The sequence below is a fragment of the Aliiroseovarius sp. xm-d-517 genome, from assembly GCF_013283135.1.
GTDB classification, from domain to species: domain Bacteria; phylum Pseudomonadota; class Alphaproteobacteria; order Rhodobacterales; family Rhodobacteraceae; genus Aliiroseovarius; species Aliiroseovarius crassostreae.
On the sequence record NZ_WBXT01000001.1, the window covers coordinates 2,448,877 to 2,468,185 of the forward strand.

Sequence of the window (19,309 nt, forward strand, 5' to 3'; positions counted from 1 at the left end):
CTGTGTTTGGTTTTGTTGGGCGCGTGAGGGGCGCCAAAAAAAGGGGCGGGCGTAAAGCCCGCCCCTTTATAGGCTCGCCCTAAGGGGCGATGTCTTGACTTAGGTCACGTGGTTCGAACGGTTGTAGACGTTGAACTTACCGGTCGGAGCATAGAGCCCTTTCACGCGGCCGATTTCTTCCAGAGTTTTGGCGTCATAGATGACCATTTCGCCATTCGGCTCTTTCGACGTTGCGCGGTTCCATTTCGAAACCCAAACCTCGGTGCCGTCCTGGTTGAATTCGAAGTGAACAGCAACGTTGCCTTCTTCTTCGGTAATCTGGATCGTTTTCACGATCTCACCAGTCTCTTTCGAGATGACCTGAACCGATTGCTGCACTTCGAGATCCGGAGTTTTGGTCTGGTCAGCCCAGATGTAATCCGATTTCGGGTGCGTCCGGATGAACAGGCCCGGGCCGTCGGTTTCAACCTCGTAGCAGGTTTTCCAGGCTTTGTCCGGGGTGCCTTCGGGGTCGTTGCCCCAAACGGTCACAGTACCTGCGCCGAGGTGGGTGGTGCCAGCCACCGGACCGCAGTTCGGGTCGTTCCAGTTGGCGCCCGGGCCGGGGTGCGGCAGGGCAGCGGTGTCGATCAGGGCCTCAAGCTTGCGCTCTTTGGTGTCGACAACAACCATTTTGTTCGATGCGTTAGCAGCGATCTGGAAGTAACGACCGGTCGGATCAAAGAAGCCATCGTGCAGGAACTTGGCCGAGTTGATCTTGTCGATGCGCAGGTTGTCCAGGTCCGAGTAGTCAACTTGCCACAGCTGGCCAAGTTCTTTCACGGCAACGATCCAGGTCGGTTCGTTCGGGGTGGTGTAGATGGCTGCCACGCGGCTTTCTTCCACATAGTCACCGTCAACGTTCACACCGCGGGTCGAAACAACTTTCAGCGGCTCCATGGTCATGGCATCAACGATGGCGAAGTGCGGAGGCCAGTAAGCGCCACCAATCACGTATTTACCGTCGCCGGATACAGCCACGTCACGGGCGTCATAGCCAATGGTAACTTCCGAAACCAGCATCTTGTCCGGCGTCTGCCAGAGGTCGATCTTGGTCATTTTGCCGTCGCGGCCCATGGTGTACCAGAAGCGACCCGGGTTTTCCGGCTCTTCCAGTTTGTGGTGCTCAGAGGCTTTCAGCACGTGCACAGCATAACCGGTCGGGATGTGTGCCAGAACTTCTTTGGTGTCGCCGTCGATCACGGCCACCTTGCCTACGTCACGCTCGATGACGACGAAGAAGTTTTCCCAGTTGCGGCCGTGCAGCGGCTCGGTCGGGTAGTCAGCTTCTTCGACATAGACCTTGCGGGTCTGTTTCATCTGAGCAAGCGACATTTCTGGCGGCTTCGGCGGATCCATCTGGATGTAGGTCGCCATGTCCTTGATTTCCTGCTCAGACATGATGTCCGAGAAGTTGTTCATGCCGCCTTCGGTCCCCCAGGAGATGATTTTCTCCAGGCGTTCCTGGCCCAGTTTCAGCGTGCCGCTGATGGTCTCGGTGCCGTCGGCGTTCTTTTTCTTCACAACCGGCTCAAGGCTTTTACCGGTGGCGCCTTTGCGCAGAACGCCGTGACAACCGGCGCAACGTTCAAAGTAGAGTTGTTTCGAAGCTTCAAATGCTTCCTCGCTCAAGGTCGGACCTTCAGCAACAGCCGGCAGAGCGACGCTGCCGAGCAGGATTGCGAAACCGATCCCTAGCGTGTGGCGTGTTTTGTTGGTGATTCCAAGTGACATGATCACTCTCCGTTTGCTTGGTAAGGCTGAGGGAAAGATGGGCGGTGGGACCTTGGTGAGTCTTGACATTTGTCAACGAGGCTAACGAAAATTTGAACTTTCGTGCGCGCCCCGGCATTGACCGGAAATCTGGTCTATTAACTGGCTCGCGTCACGCGCGCGCGGACAACATGTGTAAACGGCTCCGCCATTTTTCAGACAGAGTGCAGGTATGACGCCAGTTTTCCCCCGATCAAAAAAATTGCACGAACTGCGACAATCTTGACTTTCGTTAAGAACGCACCGGGGAAAGCTCGTCATGCTGCAGGTAGGTTTACACCGGCCGTGGGGTGAAGTCTTGCGGCCTTCAGCAAGGAGGAATTGATGGGGTCACCCCAAAGGCACGTGGGTCGCTCCGGGTTTGCCCGGTGCAGACGACATCTGCCGATTGTCCCCGCTTCTTTCATTTCGAACACCCCGTCTTGCCACTCTCTCCTGCGATTTCGACCTCCCACACGTCATTCGCGAAATCGAGTATTCCCGGCAGGTTCGTGGGTCAGGCGCCAGCTGGCTGCGTCCCTTGTCCGGCTGGCGCCGACGCATTTTCCGTCCTTCGGGGCGCGTTTGTCATCGCAAACACGGAATGCGGCCTCTTCGTTTCCAATCCTGCTGTCTTTGGGTGAGGCCAGCAGCCACCGGGAACGATCATGTGCAATGTCCCGTGAAGGAACGGTCATGGGCGAGCCGCACATACTGCCAGCCGTCTGACTGCATCTAGGTGCAAAATGAGGCCGCTACCGATCTTGTATCGGTGGGCGGCTGGCCTTCTTTTCCCCCTGTTTTGGCCCGCACATGCCCCGTGTCTATCGCACGCCACTTCCCGTGTATTCGTGAAGGGTTTTAAATCTTGGGTTGCGTTGTTTGGGGCAGCTTTTAGGATTGTTCAAAGTTTTTGAGTATAATTTACAATGAAAACGCTCCACGCCCGCCTCAGATCCGTTCTGTTGCTGTTGGCTTTGCCCACGGTGGTTCTGGTTGTTCTGCAGGCCTTTTTTGAACGTCGAGAGGTCCTGATCGGGATCGGTGAAGAGGCAGAGCGGACTGCTGGCGCATTGGTGTTGGAGCAAAAGCAGTTCATGGATGAAACGCGACAGTTTCTGATGCGGTTGGCGCGCTCCCCGCAGGTGCAGGATGCCCAGCAATGCTCAGCGTTCCTTGCTGAGGTGGTTGATCTGAACCCGACCTATGTCAACCTTGCGGTGGCGCGCGCGGATGGGGAGCTTTTATGCAATGCCCCTGCGCCGCCCCGCGCTGTCAACGTGCAGGACAGGCCCTATTTTCGTCAGGCCCGGGACCAGCGCCGTTTTTCGGTGTCCATGATGCAGGAGGAGAGGCAGGGGGAGCGCGCGGCGGGTTTGCCAGACATGACTTTTGCGTATCCGATTCAGTCGGACGGGGCGGATGGGCCGGTTGTTGGCGTAGTGGTGGCGGCGGTCGCGCCGAAGCGATGGGCGCCGCAGCGCGATCTGTTAACCGCGCCGAAGGCTGTCATTTCCTATGTGGTTGAGGAGGCGCAACGCGTTGTGGCCCTTGCGCCTCGACGCGGAGAGATATTGGGGCAAGCCCCGCCACCGCCCGAGGGGGGGCGGGGACAGAACGGGGCTGAGAGGAATGGCGTTGTCGCAGGATCTGATGGTCAGCGCCGCCTGTTTCGCCACGAGCGCGTGTTTGAGGATGATGCGGGGGCTGTGCTTTACGTGGGGGTGGGGCTGCCAATTGATGCAGCACTTGCCGCAGCCAATGGGCGAGCGTTTCTCAGTCTGGCCCTGCTTTTTGGGTTTGGCGGGGGCCTGCTTTGGCTGGTCAGGCACGTGACGCAGCGGGCAATCTTGCAACCCCTGCAGGACCTGAAACAGGAAGTTGCGAGTGACGCGGTGTGGGCCCCTCACGCCTCGTGCTCTGCCAATGTGGAGGAGTTCGGCTTTCTGAGCGCGGAATTTGCGAAGGCAAAAGGGGGGCGTCTCGCGGCAGAGAAGGCGGAGCACATGCGCCAGGAACAGCTTGAAGCCGTTCTGGATGCCCTGCCTGATCTCTATTTCCGTCTGGATCAGAATTACGTGGTGCTGGATTACAAGGCCCGTGAACATGATGACCTCCTGCATCCGCCAGAGGAGTTTCTGGGCCGGAATATGGAGGATCTTCTGCCGTCGGAGGCAGCACAGAAATTCCGGGAAAACATCGAAAGACACCAGCAAAGCCAGGATATGGTCAGTTGGGATTACAGCCTGGATATCAACGGAGAGACACGTCATTTCGAGGCACGAGCCTGCCCTGTTCACGGGGGCCGGGAAACCATCCTCATCGTGCGTAATATTACCAATCGGCGCAATGCAGAGGAGGCAATGCGCCTTGCTGCAATGGTGTATGAAAGCAGCTCTGAAGGTATGATTGTTACCGATGCCGCGCACCATATTCTGACAACCAACCCGGCATTGACAAGGCTGGTTGGGCAGGATGACAAGGCCCTGATTGGTCGCAATTTACGGTCCATGCTGCCCGCCCCGATGCGGCGCAAGCTGCGCAATGGGTTTGCCCGTGCCAGGGCCGGGGGAAAAGGTTGGGGGGGTGAGGTGCAGATCCTGTGTCGCGAAGGGCGATCCATTCCGGTCTGGTTGACGATCAACGCCATTTTCGACAAGATGCATTCCCCTTATCGCTATGTCATTCTGGTGCGTGACATGACCGCTCAGAAGAAGGCAAATGAAACGATTTGGAAGCAGGCGCATATCGATGTGTTGACCGGCCTGCTGAACCGTGCGGCGCTGGGCGAATATCTTGAGGATGTGATCCGGGACGCCAGCGCGGGCCGCAAGGAAATTGCGCTGTTGTTCATGGATCTCGACGGGTTGAAACAGGTCAATGACCGGTTGGGTCATGCGGCCGGCGATCAGGTGTTGAAGCGCGTTTCCGACCGGCTGCGCAACTGTTTGGCACAGGGGGTGACAATCGCGCGCTATGGAGGGGATGAGTTCATTGTGGTGCTGGATCAGGACCATATTGCTGAGCAGGCGCAGATTGTCGAAACCTTGCTCGAAGAGGTTGCGATCCCGTTCGGGATTGAGAAAGACGTGGTGCATCTGACCGGCAGCCTGGGCATTGCGCGCTATCCGACGGATGCGGTCACCGCAGAAGATCTGATCTCTGCCGCGGATCAGGCGATGTATGTTGCCAAGTCGGGTGGACGGAACCGGGCGGTTCCCTTCAGTTCCGGAATGCGCCGGGCTGCAGTGGAAAAGATGAACCTCGTGTCCGCATTGCAAAAGGCGGTGCACAGCAGGCAGATGGATGTCCATTTCCAACCGATCATTGATTTGAAAACCGGAAAGATCTGCAAGGCGGAAGCCCTGTTGAGATGGCACAGCGACTCACTTGGACAGGTGCCGCCTGCGCAGTTCATTCCGCTGGCCGAAGAAGCGGGATTGATCGACCGGCTGGGGGATCTGGTGTTTGAGCAATGCTGCGAAGCTTTGCCGTCCTTGCGTCGCTGCTTCGGGCCCGCCTTTCAGATCAGCATCAATGTTTCCCCATTGCAGTTGATCTCTTCCATAAAGGGTTTCCAGAGCTGGCTGCAAAGGCTGGAGGAAAGTGGGCAGAGGGGAGATGGGTTCATCATCGAGATCACCGAAAACGCTTTGCTGGAAACGCAAGGCCCGTTGGTGGGCAAGCTGGACACCTTGCAGCGGGCAGGTTTCCAGCTTGCGCTGGATGATTTTGGCAAGGGGTATTCCTCGCTTTTCTATTTCCTCAAATACAAGATCGACTATCTCAAGATTGACCAGGCCTTCGTGCGTGATCTGTCGGGGAACAACACGGCCGAAACCCTGTGCCGATCAATGGTCGAAATGGCCCATCGCCTGAATGTGCAAGTTGTCGCTGAAGGGATCGAAACAGAAAACCAATGCGCCTTTCTGGCACAGATTGGCGCTGATTTTGGCCAGGGCTATCTGTTTGAGCATCCCGTGCCGTTGAAGGATCTTCTGAACAGCCGAGAAGGTGAGCGGGTGACCCGTGTTGCAAAGGCGAAAGCCAAAGCGTTTCGGACCTGACCTGAGGCAGGGGAAACGGCCTTGCCTTAAAGTGTTTCGACTTATTGTTGAGACACAATAATGAGGCGAAACGCTCTAGCTTTGGTTTGCAACGATTTGTGCCACATCCTTCAGGGATGTGCCGGTGTGATGGGGCGTCACATCCAGCTGCTCAAGGGGCAGGCCGTACCGGTTCAGCCAGATCGTCTGATACCCAAACCAGGTTGCGCCACAGGCATCCCAGCAATTCGAGGATACAAACAATATGTTCTCTGCAGGCAGGTCGAACGCATCCGGCCCCAGTTGATAGGTTTCCGGGGCTGTCTTGAACCTGCCGACACTCTCAACGCTCAGCACATGGTTGAACAGGTCTGAAAACCCGGCATTCTGCGTCACTCGTTGCAGCATGTCAGCTGTGCCGTTCGACAGGATGGCAAGCGGTATGCCTTCTGCCTTCAGCTCCAAAAGCACGGACCTGTTTTCGGTGAAAGCCTCCAGCCTGTCATATTGCCCCATCAGCTGGTTTCTTGTGTCGGTTGTCAGGTCCAGATCAAGCAGCGCGCAGGTATAGACCAGCGCATCCTGCGTTACCTTCCGAAAGTCCGCATGGCGGTTGCTAAGGGTGCGCAGCCGTGTGTATTCGATCTGCTTGTCGCGCCAGATTTGCGCCATTTCGCGCCCTTTTCCCGGAAACAGATCCTCTGCAAGTTTGGCGATTGAAAAGACATCAAACAGGGTGCCGTAGGCATCGAAAATGACGGCTTTGATCTTTTGTGGCATGAGGCCTCCGGTAAAGCGTTTTGAAACGCCGTAAGAGCTATCGATAGCTGGTGCCTTCGAAGGGTAGCGTTTCCACCCGCTGCAAAGCAATGCTTGTGGTCGAGATGATTGGAGGGCTCACGCCTCGCAGACCCGGATCTCCGTGTGCCAGTCGGCACAACGCGCAGCAAGCTGTTCCGTGACGGGCTGATCGGTGAAGAAGGTGTCGATCTCCTGCAAAGAGGCGATCCGGGCGGGGGCGCTGCGATGGAATTTCGAATGATCCGCCACAAGGAAGGAGCGGCGCGCCTTTGACAGGATCACCCGGCTCACATTCACTTCCTGCAGGTCGAAATCCATCATGTCACCCTCTGTGTCCAGCGCTGAACAACTGGTCACGGTGTAATCGAACTTGAACTGCTCGATCGCGGCTATGGTCAGATTTCCCACCAGACCCGCGTCGGTGCGGCGCAGAACCCCGCCTGCCACAATGATCTCACATTGGGGATTGGCGGCCAAAATTCGGGCAACGTTCAGATTGTTTGTGACCACCAGAAGATCCCGGTGGGACAGCAGCTCTTGCGCAACCGCCTCGGTGGTGGTGCCGATGTTCAGGAAAACGGATGCCCCGTCCGGGATCGCCTCGGCGCAGGTGCGGGCAATATCGGCCTTCGCGGTTTCATGCAGGCCCCTCCGATCCGCATATCCGATATTGGACACGCCTGAACTCAGCACTGCCCCTCCATGCACACGTTCCAGCTTGCCCGCGTCAGCAAGCTCGCTCAGATCGCGGCGAATGGTTTGCACGGTCACATCAAACCGGGCGGCCAGCCCTTCCACCGTAACCCGCCCATCGGTCTTGGCGATTTCAAGAATATCCGTCTGGCGAAATGAGAGGGACATGGGGGCACCTTTGGTGAAGGGAAAAGCTGGCGCATTGTGCGGGATTGTTCGGATTGTTTCAACCCGCCTGAGATTCCGGCATATTTTGAGAAATCTGACAGGAATACCACACAATAACGAACTAAAAACGTAAGAAGCGAAGAAAAGCGAAAAAAGAAGTGGAGAATCGCGCAATCTCGGTGTTAGGGTTTCAGGCATATGAAATAACGGCACTGCAGGAGCCCCCTTGGCCAGTTCTTCCCCCAACTCTTCCACGCCCGAGATCTGCGACCTTTTTGTCATCGGGGGCGGCATCAACGGGGCCGGGATTGCCCGCGATGCTGCCGGACGGGGGTTGTCCGTGATGCTGGCCGAAAAAAACGATCTGGCTTCCGCCACGTCCTCTGCGTCAACAAAGCTGTTTCATGGCGGGCTGCGCTATCTGGAATATTTTGAACTGCGCCTGGTGCGCGAGGCGCTGATTGAGCGTGAAACCCTGCTCAGGGCGATGCCGCATATCTCATGGCCGATGCGTTTTGTGCTGCCGTATCATGACGATATGCGATTTGATGCGGAGACACCGGTGTCCCGTCTGCTGCGCATCGGAATGCCGTGGATGAAGGGGCGGCGGCCCGGCTGGCTGATCCGGATGGGCCTGTTCCTGTATGACCATCTTGGTGGACGCAAAATTCTGCCGGGCACCACCTCGATCAACCTGCGTCAGGCGCCTGAAGGCAAACCGCTTCAGCACCGCTTTGCCAAGGCGTTTGAATATTCCGATTGCTGGGTTGAGGATGCCCGTCTGGTGGTCCTGAATGCCCGGGATGCCGAAGCGCGTGGGGCGCAGATTCTGGTGCGGACCGAGGTTGTTTCCGCGATGCGAGACGGACCGCATTGGGCCGTGACCTTGCGCGATGGGGTCACCGGGCAAACCCGCGTTCAAAAAGCGCGCGCTCTGGTCAATGCGGGTGGCCCATGGGTCGGGGACGTGATCCAGTCGCGCATCCATGTGCCCTCGCGCGAAAACGTGCGCCTGGTGCGGGGCAGCCATATTGTGACCAAACGTCTGTTTGACCATGACAAATGCTATTTCTTTCAGGGGCAGGACGGGCGGATCATTTTCGCAATTCCCTATGAGACCGACTTCACCTTGATTGGCACCACGGATCAGGATCACCCGGATCCGGACACGCGCCCGGTCTGCACCGAGGCCGAGCAGGACTATCTGTGCAACTTTGCCTCTCAGTATTTCGAACGCTCTGTGACACGCGATGACATTGTCTGGACCTATTCCGGCGTGCGTCCGCTTTATGACGATGGGGCATCAAGCGCCACTGCGGCCACGCGCGACTATGTTTTGACGCTGGATGATGCGGAGGGCGCGCCGGTTCTGAATGTGTTTGGCGGTAAGATCACCACCTATCGCAGGCTGGCAGAGGCGGCGATGGAGAAGCTTGCCCCGCATTTTGCAGGGCTGCCCGGTACGTGGACCGCTGGTGTGGCCTTGCCGGGGGGGGATTTTGCCGTCGATCAGGTTGACCGGTTGGTCGAGCTGCTGCGTGCGGAATACCCGTTCCTGTCCGCCTTCTGGGCGCGGCGCCTGATCCGGGCCTACGGCACTGAGGCGTGGCAGGTTTTGGGCAATGCCATCAGCGCAGATCAGCTGGGTGAAGATTTCGGCGCAACCCTGACCGCGCGTGAGGTGACATGGCTGATCAACAAGGAGTTTGCACGCAGCGCGGAAGACGTGATCTGGCGACGCAACAAACTTGGCCTGCGTTTGAGCGAAGATGAAATCTCCCGGCTCCAGAATTGGATGGAGACCTATCTGGAAACGCCCGCGCGGAGCGGATGAAATCAGGGTTTGGGAAAATATCCTCTCCGGTGTAAACCCATAAGGAACAACAGAAAACAGTCGAGGTCCCCATGTCACATATTCTGGCGATTGATCAGGGCACCACCTCCTCGCGTGCCATTGTGTTTGATCAGGCGATGCGTGTGCAGGCTGTGGCGCAACAGGAATTCCCACAGCATTATCCCGCTTCCGGCTGGGTGGAGCATGATCCGGCAGACCTGTGGGAGAGCACTCTGACAACCTGTCGTGAGGCGTTGGACAAGGCGGCAGTGCCCGCCGGGGATGTCGCGGCGATCGGGATCACCAACCAGCGCGAAACCACCTTGGTGTGGGACCGGATCACCGGTGCACCCGTCTATAACGCCATTGTCTGGCAGGATCGGCGCACCTCGGCTCTGTGCCAGACCCTGCGTGAGGCTGGCCATGAGGAGATGGTGACAGGGCGCACTGGCTTGCTGCTGGATCCCTATTTCTCGGCCACCAAGCTGGCGTGGATCCTGGACAATGTTGATGGCGCGCGGGCAAGGGCAGAGGCAGGTGAGCTTCTGTTTGGCACGGTGGATTGCTATCTGATCTGGAAGCTGACCGGTGGTAAAAGCCATGCCACAGATGCCACCAATGCCGCGCGGACGCTGCTTTACGATATCCACAAAGGGCGGTGGAGCAAGACCATTTGCGCGCTTCTGAATATCCCGATGGGCATGTTGCCCGAGGTCAAGGATTGTGCGGATGCGTTTGGTGTCACTGACCCCGCTTTGCTGGGGGCTGCCTTGCCGATCCTTGGTGTGGCGGGGGACCAGCAGGCCGCGACCGTGGGGCAGGCCTGTTTTGAACCGGGGATGATGAAATCCACCTATGGCACCGGATGTTTTGCGTTGCTGAACACCGGGGAAACGCCGGTCCGCTCCGGGAACCGCCTGCTGACCACCATTGCCTATCAGCTTGATGGAAAGCCAACCTATGCGCTGGAAGGGTCGATTTTTGTGGCGGGTGCGGTGGTGCAATGGCTGCGCGACGGGGTGAAGCTGATTGATCAGGCAGGTGATACGCAGGCATTGGCTGAGGCGGCAGACCCGGCGCAGGGCGTGGTGCTTGTGCCGGCTTTTGTCGGGCTTGGTGCGCCCTATTGGAACGCTGATTGTCGCGGGGCGATCTACGGGTTGACCCGGAATTCCGGGGCGGCGGAACTGTCCAGGGCGGCGCTGGAAAGCGTGGGGTATCAGACCCGCGATCTGATGCAGGCCATGGTGGCGGACTGGAGCAGCGATGGCGGTGATCAGGTGCTGCGCGTGGATGGCGGGATGAGTGCGTCGGACTGGGCGATGCAGTTCCTGTCCGATATTATCGGCGCCCCCGTGGATCGGCCGGAGGTGCTGGAAACCACCGCTCTCGGTGTGGCATGGCTCGCCGGTATGAAGGCGGGCATCTACCCGGATCAGGCGGGATTTGCACGGGAATGGGCGTTGGAGAAAAGGTTCACCCCGGTGATGTCCAGCCAGGAACGGGAGGCAAAATATGCCCGTTGGAAACGCGCTGTGGCGGCAACATTGTCGGTCTGATGTCAGGCAAACCGGGCGCGGGTTCGATTTGCAAATCCCACCAGTGACAGCATCACCGGCACTTCAACCAGCACACCGACAACGGTGGCAAGGGCCGCTCCGGAATGCAGGCCAAACAGGCTGATAGCAACGGCCACCGCCAGTTCGAAGAAGTTTGACGTGCCGATCATGGCACAGGGGGCGGCAATGCGATGCGGCACTTTCAGCGCATAGGCGGCGCCATAGGCCAGGGCAAAGATGCCATAGCTCTGGATCAGGATCGGCACGGCGATCAACCCGATGACCAGAGGGCGTGACAAGATCACCTCCCCCTGAAGGCCAAACAGGATGACAACGGTGGCAATCAGCCCGATGATGGAGATCGGTTTCACGCGGGCAATGAAGCGGCTGATCGCTTCCTCAGATCCCAACGCCCGGCGGGTAAGCAGACCCGCGATCAGTGGCAGCACCACGTAAAGCACCGTGGCCAGAACCAGGGTCTGCCAGGGGACCGTGATTTCGGTCACGCCCAGCAAAAACGCCACGATCGGAGCAAAGGCCACCACCATGATCAGGTCATTCACGGAAACCTGCACCAGCGTGTAGGTGGCGTCGCCGCGGGTGAGCTGTGACCAGACAAACACCATTGCCGTGCAGGGGGCGGCCCCCAGTAAGATCAGCCCGGCCGTATACTGGGCGGCGTCTTCGGGGGTGATCCACGGCGCAAAGACATAATCGAAAAACAGCACCGCCATCAGGGCCATGGTGAAGGGTTTGATCAGCCAGTTGACCACAAGGGTCACGATCAGGCCTTTCGGCTGACGGGCCACGCCGGCCACGGCCCCGAAATCGACACCAACCATCATCGGATAGACCATCGCCCAGATCAGCACGGCGACCACAAGATTGATCGAGGCGAGCTCTGCACCCGCCACAATTCCGACAAGGCCGGGGGCGATGGCGCCCAGTGCAATGCCCCCTGCCATTGCCATCGCGATCCAAAGGGTCAGGTAGCGTTCGAAAAAGCCCATGGCGCTTTCGGTATGCTGGCTGTTGTCGCTCATGGGGGCTCTCCGAACGGGTAAGGTGGTCGCTTGTGTCGCAATAGGAGGAGCACCCCGTCCGGGTCAAGGCCCCATGGTGGCCGGGCCGGAGTGGCCTTGGGGGGGGTGTGAAAAGGGGTGGGTGTGAAAACGACCCCATGAGGCGGGGTCGTTTTCTGTGGTCATGTTGGGATCAGGCCGGGGTCAGGCGGCGAGCCCTTCCAGTTCCCGTTTTTCGCCGCGCTTGAAAAAGATGTAATAAAACACCGGGGCCGCGACCAGCGTGAGCACCGAGGCGAAGGCAAGCCCGCCCATGATTGTGATCGCCATCGACACGAAGAACGCGTCCCCCAAAAGCGGCACCATGCCGAGGATCGTGGTGATTGCCGCCAATGCCACCGGGCGCACCCGCGAGGCCGAGGCGTCGATGATGGCCTTGCGCAGTGCCACCCCGTCTTCGCGTACCAGATCAATCTCTTCCACCAGAACAATGCCGTTCTTGATCAGCATGCCCGACAGGCTGAGCAGCCCCAGAAGCGCGGTGAAGGTAAAGGGCAGCCCGGTGCCAAGAAGGCCAATCACCACCCCGTTTACCGACATCGGCACCAGAAGCCAGATGATGATCGGCTGGCGGATCGCGTTGAACAGAAGGATCGAAATCATCACCATGATCAGCAGGCTGATCGGCAGTTGCTTGCCAAGGCTTTCATTGGCTTTCGAAGAGTTTTCAAACTCGCCGCCCCACTCCATCGAATAGCCAATCGGCAGATCCATGGCCTCAACTGCGGCGCGGATTTCGCTATGAACTGATGCGGCGGTCAGGTCGGCAGGGATGTCGGCCCCAACCGTGATGGTCGGCACGCGGTTCCAGCGGTTGAACTGGGTGTTCTCGACCCGAAGGTCGAACCCGTCCGTGACCTGCTCAATCGGCAGATACCCCCCTTTGACCGAAGAATAGACCAGTTGGTTGTTCAGGTTGTATTCGCCATCTGCGGGCCGGCGTGAAATGATCGGGATCAGCCGCTCGCGTTCACGATAGGTGCCCGCGCGCACCCCGTCGGTTGAAAAGGCCAGGGCCTGTGCGATGTCATCGCGGCTGACGCCCGCAGATTGTGCCCGGTTGGTGGCGTAGATCGGGGTGATGGTCAGTTCCTGTTCGCGCCAGTCGATGCGCATGTTCAGCAGGTTGTCAGAGGCGTCCCGCATCACCTGTGCGGTCTGCTCGGCCAGGTGGCGCAGCATTTCGGGGTCGCTCCCGGACAGGCGCACCTGAATGGGGGCACCGCCGCCGGGGCCAAAGATCAACCGTTCAACCCGGAATTCCCCTTCTGGGAAGGTTTCCGCGCCGAAGGTTTCCAGCCGTTGGCGCAACGGGGGGATCTCGGCGATGCTGTCGGTGCGGATGATCAGGTGCCCGTAGCCCGGATTGGATTTCCCGGCATCATAGGTGAGCATGAAACGTGTTGCCCCCTGACCCGCATAAGAGGCAACCGAGACCACCTCGTCCTGCGCCAGCAGCCAGTCCTCCATGATCTTCAGATCGTCCGAGGTTTTCTGGATCGAACTGCCCTGTGGCAGCTGGTAACGGACAAAGAACAGTGGCGTGTTGGAATTGGGGAAGAATTGCTGTTTCACCAGCCCAAAACCTGCATAGCAGATGACAGTGACGGCAATCAGACCCGCGACCACCAGCCATCTCAGGCTGAGCGCCCAGTCGAGTGACGCCTTGTAGATGCGGAAAAACGGGCCGGAAAAGGCGTCCTCCGCGCTCTGATTTCCGTGTTTGAACAGAAGATGGCCCAGATAGGGGGTTACGGTCAGGGCGAGCAGCCAGCTCAGCATGAGCGAAATGCCGATCACGGCAAAGAGCGAGAACAGAAACTCGCCGGTGCTGTCCGGGGACAGGCCGATGCCGGAAAAGGCCATGATGCCAATCACGGTGGCCCCCAGAAGAGGGATCTGCGTTTTCTTGGCGGCATCGTCTGCGGCCTGACGCGAATTGCGCCCGCGCAGCATCGAGATCTGCATCCCCTCGGCCACCACAATGGCGTTGTCGACCAGCATCCCCATCGCAATGATCAGGGCGCCCAGCGAAATCCGTTCCATCTCGATGGAAAAGAGCCACATGAACATGATCGTGCCCACCACGGTCAGCAGCAGCGTGGTGCCGATCACGATTGCCGCCCGCCAGCCCATGAACAGGCCCAGAACCACAATCACGATGCCCACCGACATGGCGAGGTTGACCAGAAAGTCGTTGGAGGCCTGTTCGACCACCAGATGCTGTTGGTAAATCGGGTGCAGTTCGACACCATAGGGGATGTCCGCATCCAGTTCCGCCAGCTTGGCGTCAACCTTGTGCCCCACCTTCACGATGTCTTCGGTTTCCAGCCCGGCCACGGCAAGGGTAAAGCTGTCCTGCCCGTTGAAGCGGATGATCTGGGTCGGATTGGCGTCTCGTGCACGTGTCACATCCGCAAAATCGACAAGGTTCAGAAGCTCTCCATTCACCCCCACGCTCAGTTCGGCAATGGCCGAGACCGTATCGGAGCCTTCCGGTGTCTCAAGCCGGGTTCGATTGGTCGGACCGCTGATCGCCCCTGCGGACGCAACCGAGTTGGCATCACTCAGCGCGCCGTTGATCGCATTGGGGGGGATGCCCTGATTGGAGGTCAGCGTCATGTTGGGTTCGACATAGATCACCTCTTCAGGAAGCCCGGAGACATCAACATCGGCCACCCCATCAACGGTCAGAAGCTCCCGTCGCAGAAATGTGCCCAGCTCATGTAATTCCGCATCAGAAAACCCCGGTGCGGTGACCGCAAAATACAGCCCGAACACATCACCGAAACTGTCATTGACCATCGGGGTGGAGACCCCCTGAGGCAGGCCACGTGCCGCGTCCCCGACCCGGGCGCGCAGCCGGGTCCAGATCGCTGGCAGTTCATCGGCCTTGAACGTGTCGCGGATCTCGACGTCGATGCGGGAGATGCCGGGCTGGTTGTCCGAGGTGATCTTATCCACCTCTTCCATTTTCTGGATGGCGCTTTCCAAAGGTTCTGAAACCTCTGTGGCGACCTGTTCGGCGCTTGCGCCGGGATATTGGGTAATGACCACCGCCTGTTTGATGGTGAAGGCCGGATCTTCCAGCCGTCCAAGGTTGAAGAACCCGTAGATGCCGCCGAGCAGCATGGTCAGGATGACAAGCCAGGTGTAAAGCGGCTTGTCGATGGATGCTTTTGCAATATTGACCATGGGATGTTCCTAGTTCGAATAGCCGGTAAACGGACGCACGGTTTCTCCGTCAGAAACCTGTCCGGCCCCGGCGGCAACGATGGTCTGGCCTGCCGCCAGTCCCGAGGTGACAACCATGTTGCCGTTTTCAGCAGGGGTGGCCTGAATGGGGGTTTTGTGCACAATTCCGGACCCGGCTTCGGTTTCCGTGTAGGTCATCACTGAAAGGGATTTGTCCGAATTGGTCACGAGTGCGGTGACCGGCACGATGATTTCGCGATCATCGGTCTCTGCATGGGCAATCACTTCGGCCGAGGATCCCGGCAGGATCTGCAACCCGACAGGGGCCTTCATCCCAAGCGTCAGCCGGTAGGACTGCCCCACCCCCGATGCATCTGCGTTGAACTCTCGCAATACAAGAGGATACTCGGTGTCGTTGGCGGGAAAACGTGCCGTCAGGCGGACATTCTTGTCGCCGCTGGCTTTCTGAAACAGGATTTCCGGCACGTCAATGTCAATGCGAATTTCGCTCATGTCGTGCAGGCGCACAACCGGGGTGCCTGCCGCCGTGGTGACGAAATTCCCGACATTGCGTTCAGCCACCAGCGCGTCAAACGGCGCAACAAGGGTGGTGTGTTCCAGATCGAACTCTGCCTTGCGAACGGCCACATCGGCCAGGTTGGCCTGGGTGGCGGCATCATCCAGCGCCACCTGGCTGACGGTCTGGCCGCGCAGCTTTTCCAGCCGGGTCAGAGTGCGGTCGGCCTGATCCTTCTGCAAAACCGCCTTTTCCAAAGCAAGCGCATATTGCTCCTGATCCAGCTGTGCAATCAGCGAGCCCTGTTTGATGACATCCCCTTCGATCACCGGGAAGTCGATGATTTGCCCCCCCACCTGAAAGGACAGATCAATGGTCTGGCGGGCCACCACCTTGCCAAAAAAGATGCGGTCAAGATCGGCGCTGCCTTCAACAACCGTCATCAGTTTGACCGGTTTGATCGGGTCTTGGGCAAAAGCCGGGGTGAAGGACAGGCCAAGGGCAAATGTGGTCGCTGCCAGAACGGGTTTCAAAAATGTCATGCTGGGGTTCTTTCCAGGGAAGAGGTGTCAAGCTCATCAATCAGCTGGGGGTTCTGCACCACATGCTGAATGTTGGTGTGTATTTTGGTGCCGATCCGGGCAAGCGTTTCAAGTTCCGCATCATCAAGATGCAGAAGGTCCTGCAGCAGGAGGCGTGACAGGCGGGTGTATTCCTGACGCAGCTGCTGCCCGGCCTCGGTGAGGGCCAGCAGCCATGCGCGCCGGTCGTTCGGATCGCGCTGGCGGCTGACCAGACCCATCCGCTCCATCTGGTCTGCGACGGCGGTCATGGTCGAGGGGAGCGAGCTGGTTTCACGGGCCAGCTGGCCAAGGCGTTTGGGGGCTTTCAGCCGCACGATAATGCTGGATTGCAGCTTGGTCAGTTCCGCCCCCGGATGATGGTCGCACATCTGGTTTTCCAGAAAAGAGTGAAATGCCATGATGCCCATGAAGGCCCGAAACTCTGGTTCAAGCTGCGGGTCGGCCTGGTGCATGTGAATACGGTCGTCGTTGCGGGAACTCATCTGTGCCTCTGTGATCTGCAATCCTGCCAATATAGTTCATTTGATGAAATATCCAATAGGGAAAATAAAACCCCTGCCAAACCGAGGTCAGCAGGAATGGCGTTAAAAGTGGCCGTAACGTCAACTTTTTGGTCTTCTGCGGGCGAAAAAAGGCCCGGGCCAGAAAAACAAAGCGGTTGCGCCTCCAATTATGGGGTGTGCGTTGCAGGTGGGGTGAATTGGTAAAGCCACCTTACCAGATCTGGAATTTATCAATTGAAATCTGGACCGACTTCCGTAGTAATGACCATGGCAATATGGCTGATTTCGGACAGATCTGCGGGATTGGCCGCAATTGACTATAAAATGAACTGAAGATCTCGGAGGAGGAATTTTCATATGGAACGCCGTAAGTTTCTGACAGGCGCCGCGCTGGGCGCAGGTGCAACCGCACTGGCGACGCCGGCACTGGCGCAAAGTGGTAAAACCCTGACCATCGTGTCGACCTGGCCGCGCGATTTCCCGGGCCTGGGTATTTCGGCGCAGCGCCTCGCTGCGCGTATTGCACAGCTGTCGGATGGCGCCCTGAATGTGGAATATTTCGCCTCGGGTGAGCGCGTGGGCGCGTTTGACGTGTTTGACGAAGTGGCCTCTGGCAACGCGCAGGCCTATATCGGCGCCGAATATTACTTCACCGGCAAACACCCTGCCTTTGCCTATTTCACCTCTGTGCCGTTTGGCATGACCAACCCGGAATGGAACGCCTGGATCAAGTTCGGCGGCGGTCAGGAGCTGTGGGATGAAGTGTCGGGTGAGTTCGGCCTGAAAGCCTTTACCGCAGGCGCGACCGGCACCCAGGCCGGCGGCTGGTTCAACAAGGAAATCGAAAGCGCTGATGACCTGAAGGGTCTGAAAATGCGTATTCCGGGCCTTGGCGGTCAGGTGATGTCGAAACTGGGCGCCTCAACCGTGTCGCTGCCGGGGTCGCAGATCTATGAAAACCTCGTCTCGGGTGCCATTGATGCGACCGAATGGGTGGGTCCGTTCAACGACTATTTCATGAAGTTCTACGAAGCCGCCAAATTCTATTATACCGCAGGTATGCATGAGCCGGGTGGCGGTCTGTCCTTCTCGATGAACAAGTCGTGGTTCGACGGCCTGTCCGACTGGGAAAAAGCCGTGATCGAAGCCGCCTGTATGGAAGAAAACGCAGCCGCTTACGAAGAAAACATCGCCAAAAACGGTGAGTATCTGGCCAAGCTGGTGGATGAGCAGGGCGTGCAGATCCGCAACTTCAACGACGATGTCTGGGACAGCTTTGGGGAAGCCGCCGCGGAAGTGTTCGAAGAAACCCGCGACCATTCGGACCTTGCTGCACGCGTCGATGACTCGTTCCAGTCCAAGCTGCGCGAGATGGGCACCATGAACGCCAATTTCGAAATCGGCTATGTGAACCAGCGCAACCGCGTGCTGGGCCTCGTCTGATAGACGATCGGGTTGAAAACACGAGAGCGGGGCTTCGGTCCCGCTCTTTGCAATCGTGCGGCGGCCCTGTGCCAGCGCGCGTTTGAGGGGAGCATATCGTGACGGATTTCACTGACATTCCACGGACCGGAGAACCTGCCATTGCCGCGCGCCTGTTTGCATGGGGCATGCTGGGGTTCCTGTTTGCCTTTCTGGTCAATAACGCGCTTGAGGTCGGCTTTGGGCTGCCCGGGGCCAGACAGATCCTGACGGGAAATGGCGCCGCCGGGGCCTGGGTGAATGTGGCGGTTTATCTGGGGTCGATTGCGCTGGCGGCCGTTTACGTTCTGGGACGTCGCGCCACGTCCCTCAGGTGGGACGCCATGGCAATCCACCGGTTCAATGTCTATCTGATCCGCGCCTGTTTCTGGTCGGTTCTGTTCATCGGTGTGGCTGACAGTGCCATTGCCTTCATGCGGGTAGAAGGCCTGCTGGAGGTTTTCTTTTCGCAAGACACCACCAAGCTCTTCGCCAAATCCCGCTGGGTGGCCCCCTATATCCACATCCCGCTGCTGATCGCGGGGTTTGTCATGGCGGCATTCACTCGCACGCTGGGCTTCACATGGCTTGCGCTGATGATTGTTATGGCTGAGCTGATCATTGTGCTGTCGCGCTTTGTCTTTTCCTATGAGCAGGCGCTGATGGGGGACCTCGTGCGCTACTGGTATGCGGCGCTGTTCCTGTTCGCTTCGGCCTATACGCTGTTTGAAGAGGGGCATGTGCGGGTTGATGTGCTTTATGCCGGTTTCGGCCGCACCACCCGTGGCTTTGTCAACGCGTTCGGCTCGATTGTGCTGGGCATGTCGACGACATGGGTCATCCTCATGGTCGGGCTCAGCGGCAAAACCTCGATCATCAACAGCCCGGTGGTCAATTTCGAGATCTCGCAGGCCGGGGCCGTGGGGATGTTCATCAAATACCAGATGGCGGCCTTTCTGGGCATTTTTGCCATCACCATGCTGATCCAATTCGTCAGCTATTTCCTTGAGGCCGTTGCGGATAAACGCGATGAACCCGGCCATCGGGAAGTCGCCCCGGCGGCGCATTAAGAGGA

General features: G+C 58.4%; 12 protein-coding genes. 5 read left to right on the forward strand and 7 right to left on the reverse strand.

The window, feature by feature from the left end:
* Positions 1–99: 99 nt before the first annotated feature.
* On the reverse strand, positions 100–1,773 hold the full coding sequence (locus tag XMD517_RS11665) for a cytochrome D1 domain-containing protein (protein ID WP_173486813.1): 1,674 nt from the start codon (positions 1,771–1,773) through the stop codon (positions 100–102).
* Positions 1,774–2,720: 947 nt separating this feature from the next.
* Between XMD517_RS11665 and XMD517_RS11670 the strand changes: the two genes are divergently transcribed.
* Positions 2,721–5,858, forward strand: a complete 3,138-nt coding sequence (locus XMD517_RS11670) for an EAL domain-containing protein (protein WP_173487971.1) — start codon at positions 2,721–2,723, stop codon at positions 5,856–5,858.
* Between the two features lie 75 nt (positions 5,859–5,933).
* Here XMD517_RS11670 and XMD517_RS11675 read toward each other — a convergent pair whose 3' ends face one another.
* A complete protein-coding gene (locus XMD517_RS11675; protein WP_173486811.1) occupies positions 5,934–6,617 on the reverse strand; it encodes a haloacid dehalogenase type II in 684 nt (227 codons plus the stop codon).
* Positions 6,618–6,734: 117 nt separating this feature from the next.
* A complete protein-coding gene (locus tag XMD517_RS11680) occupies positions 6,735–7,499 on the reverse strand; it encodes a DeoR/GlpR family DNA-binding transcription regulator (RefSeq protein WP_173486810.1) in 765 nt (254 codons plus the stop codon).
* A gap of 226 nt (positions 7,500–7,725) precedes the next feature.
* On the opposite strand from XMD517_RS11680, the gene glpD reads away from it, so the two are divergent.
* Together glpD and glpK are read left to right on the forward strand one after the other, a co-directional pair.
* A complete protein-coding gene (gene glpD / locus XMD517_RS11685) occupies positions 7,726–9,333 on the forward strand; it encodes a glycerol-3-phosphate dehydrogenase (RefSeq protein WP_173486809.1) in 1,608 nt (535 codons plus the stop codon).
* Between the two features lie 71 nt (positions 9,334–9,404).
* Positions 9,405–10,892, forward strand: coding sequence for a glycerol kinase GlpK (glpK, locus tag XMD517_RS11690; protein WP_173486808.1), 1,488 nt, complete (start codon positions 9,405–9,407; stop codon positions 10,890–10,892).
* A gap of 2 nt (positions 10,893–10,894) precedes the next feature.
* On the opposite strand, the gene arsB is transcribed toward glpK, so the two are convergent.
* From arsB to XMD517_RS11710, 4 genes are all read right to left on the reverse strand, one after another.
* The gene (gene arsB / locus XMD517_RS11695; protein ID WP_254449733.1) at positions 10,895–11,935 is read right to left on the reverse strand and encodes an ACR3 family arsenite efflux transporter; all 1,041 of its coding nucleotides are present in this window, start codon (positions 11,933–11,935) and stop codon (positions 10,895–10,897) included.
* Between the two features lie 183 nt (positions 11,936–12,118).
* Positions 12,119–15,169, reverse strand: a complete 3,051-nt coding sequence (locus XMD517_RS11700; protein ID WP_173486807.1) for an efflux RND transporter permease subunit — start codon at positions 15,167–15,169, stop codon at positions 12,119–12,121.
* Between the two features lie 9 nt (positions 15,170–15,178).
* Positions 15,179–16,228, reverse strand: a complete 1,050-nt coding sequence (locus tag XMD517_RS11705) for an efflux RND transporter periplasmic adaptor subunit (protein WP_173486806.1) — start codon at positions 16,226–16,228, stop codon at positions 15,179–15,181.
* Positions 16,225–16,752, reverse strand: a complete 528-nt coding sequence (locus XMD517_RS11710) for a MarR family winged helix-turn-helix transcriptional regulator (protein ID WP_173486805.1) — start codon at positions 16,750–16,752, stop codon at positions 16,225–16,227. Before XMD517_RS11710 ends, XMD517_RS11705 begins: the two co-directional genes overlap by 4 nt.
* 378 nt (positions 16,753–17,130) lie before the next feature.
* Here XMD517_RS11710 and XMD517_RS11715 point away from each other — a divergent pair, with 378 nt between their 5' ends.
* Complete coding sequence (locus tag XMD517_RS11715; protein ID WP_173486804.1) at positions 17,131–18,216, forward strand: TRAP transporter substrate-binding protein; 1,086 nt, start codon at positions 17,131–17,133, stop codon at positions 18,214–18,216.
* A gap of 98 nt (positions 18,217–18,314) precedes the next feature.
* A complete protein-coding gene (locus XMD517_RS11720) occupies positions 18,315–19,304 on the forward strand; it encodes a TRAP transporter small permease subunit (RefSeq protein WP_259785058.1) in 990 nt (329 codons plus the stop codon).
* Positions 19,305–19,309: the final 5 nt, after the last annotated feature.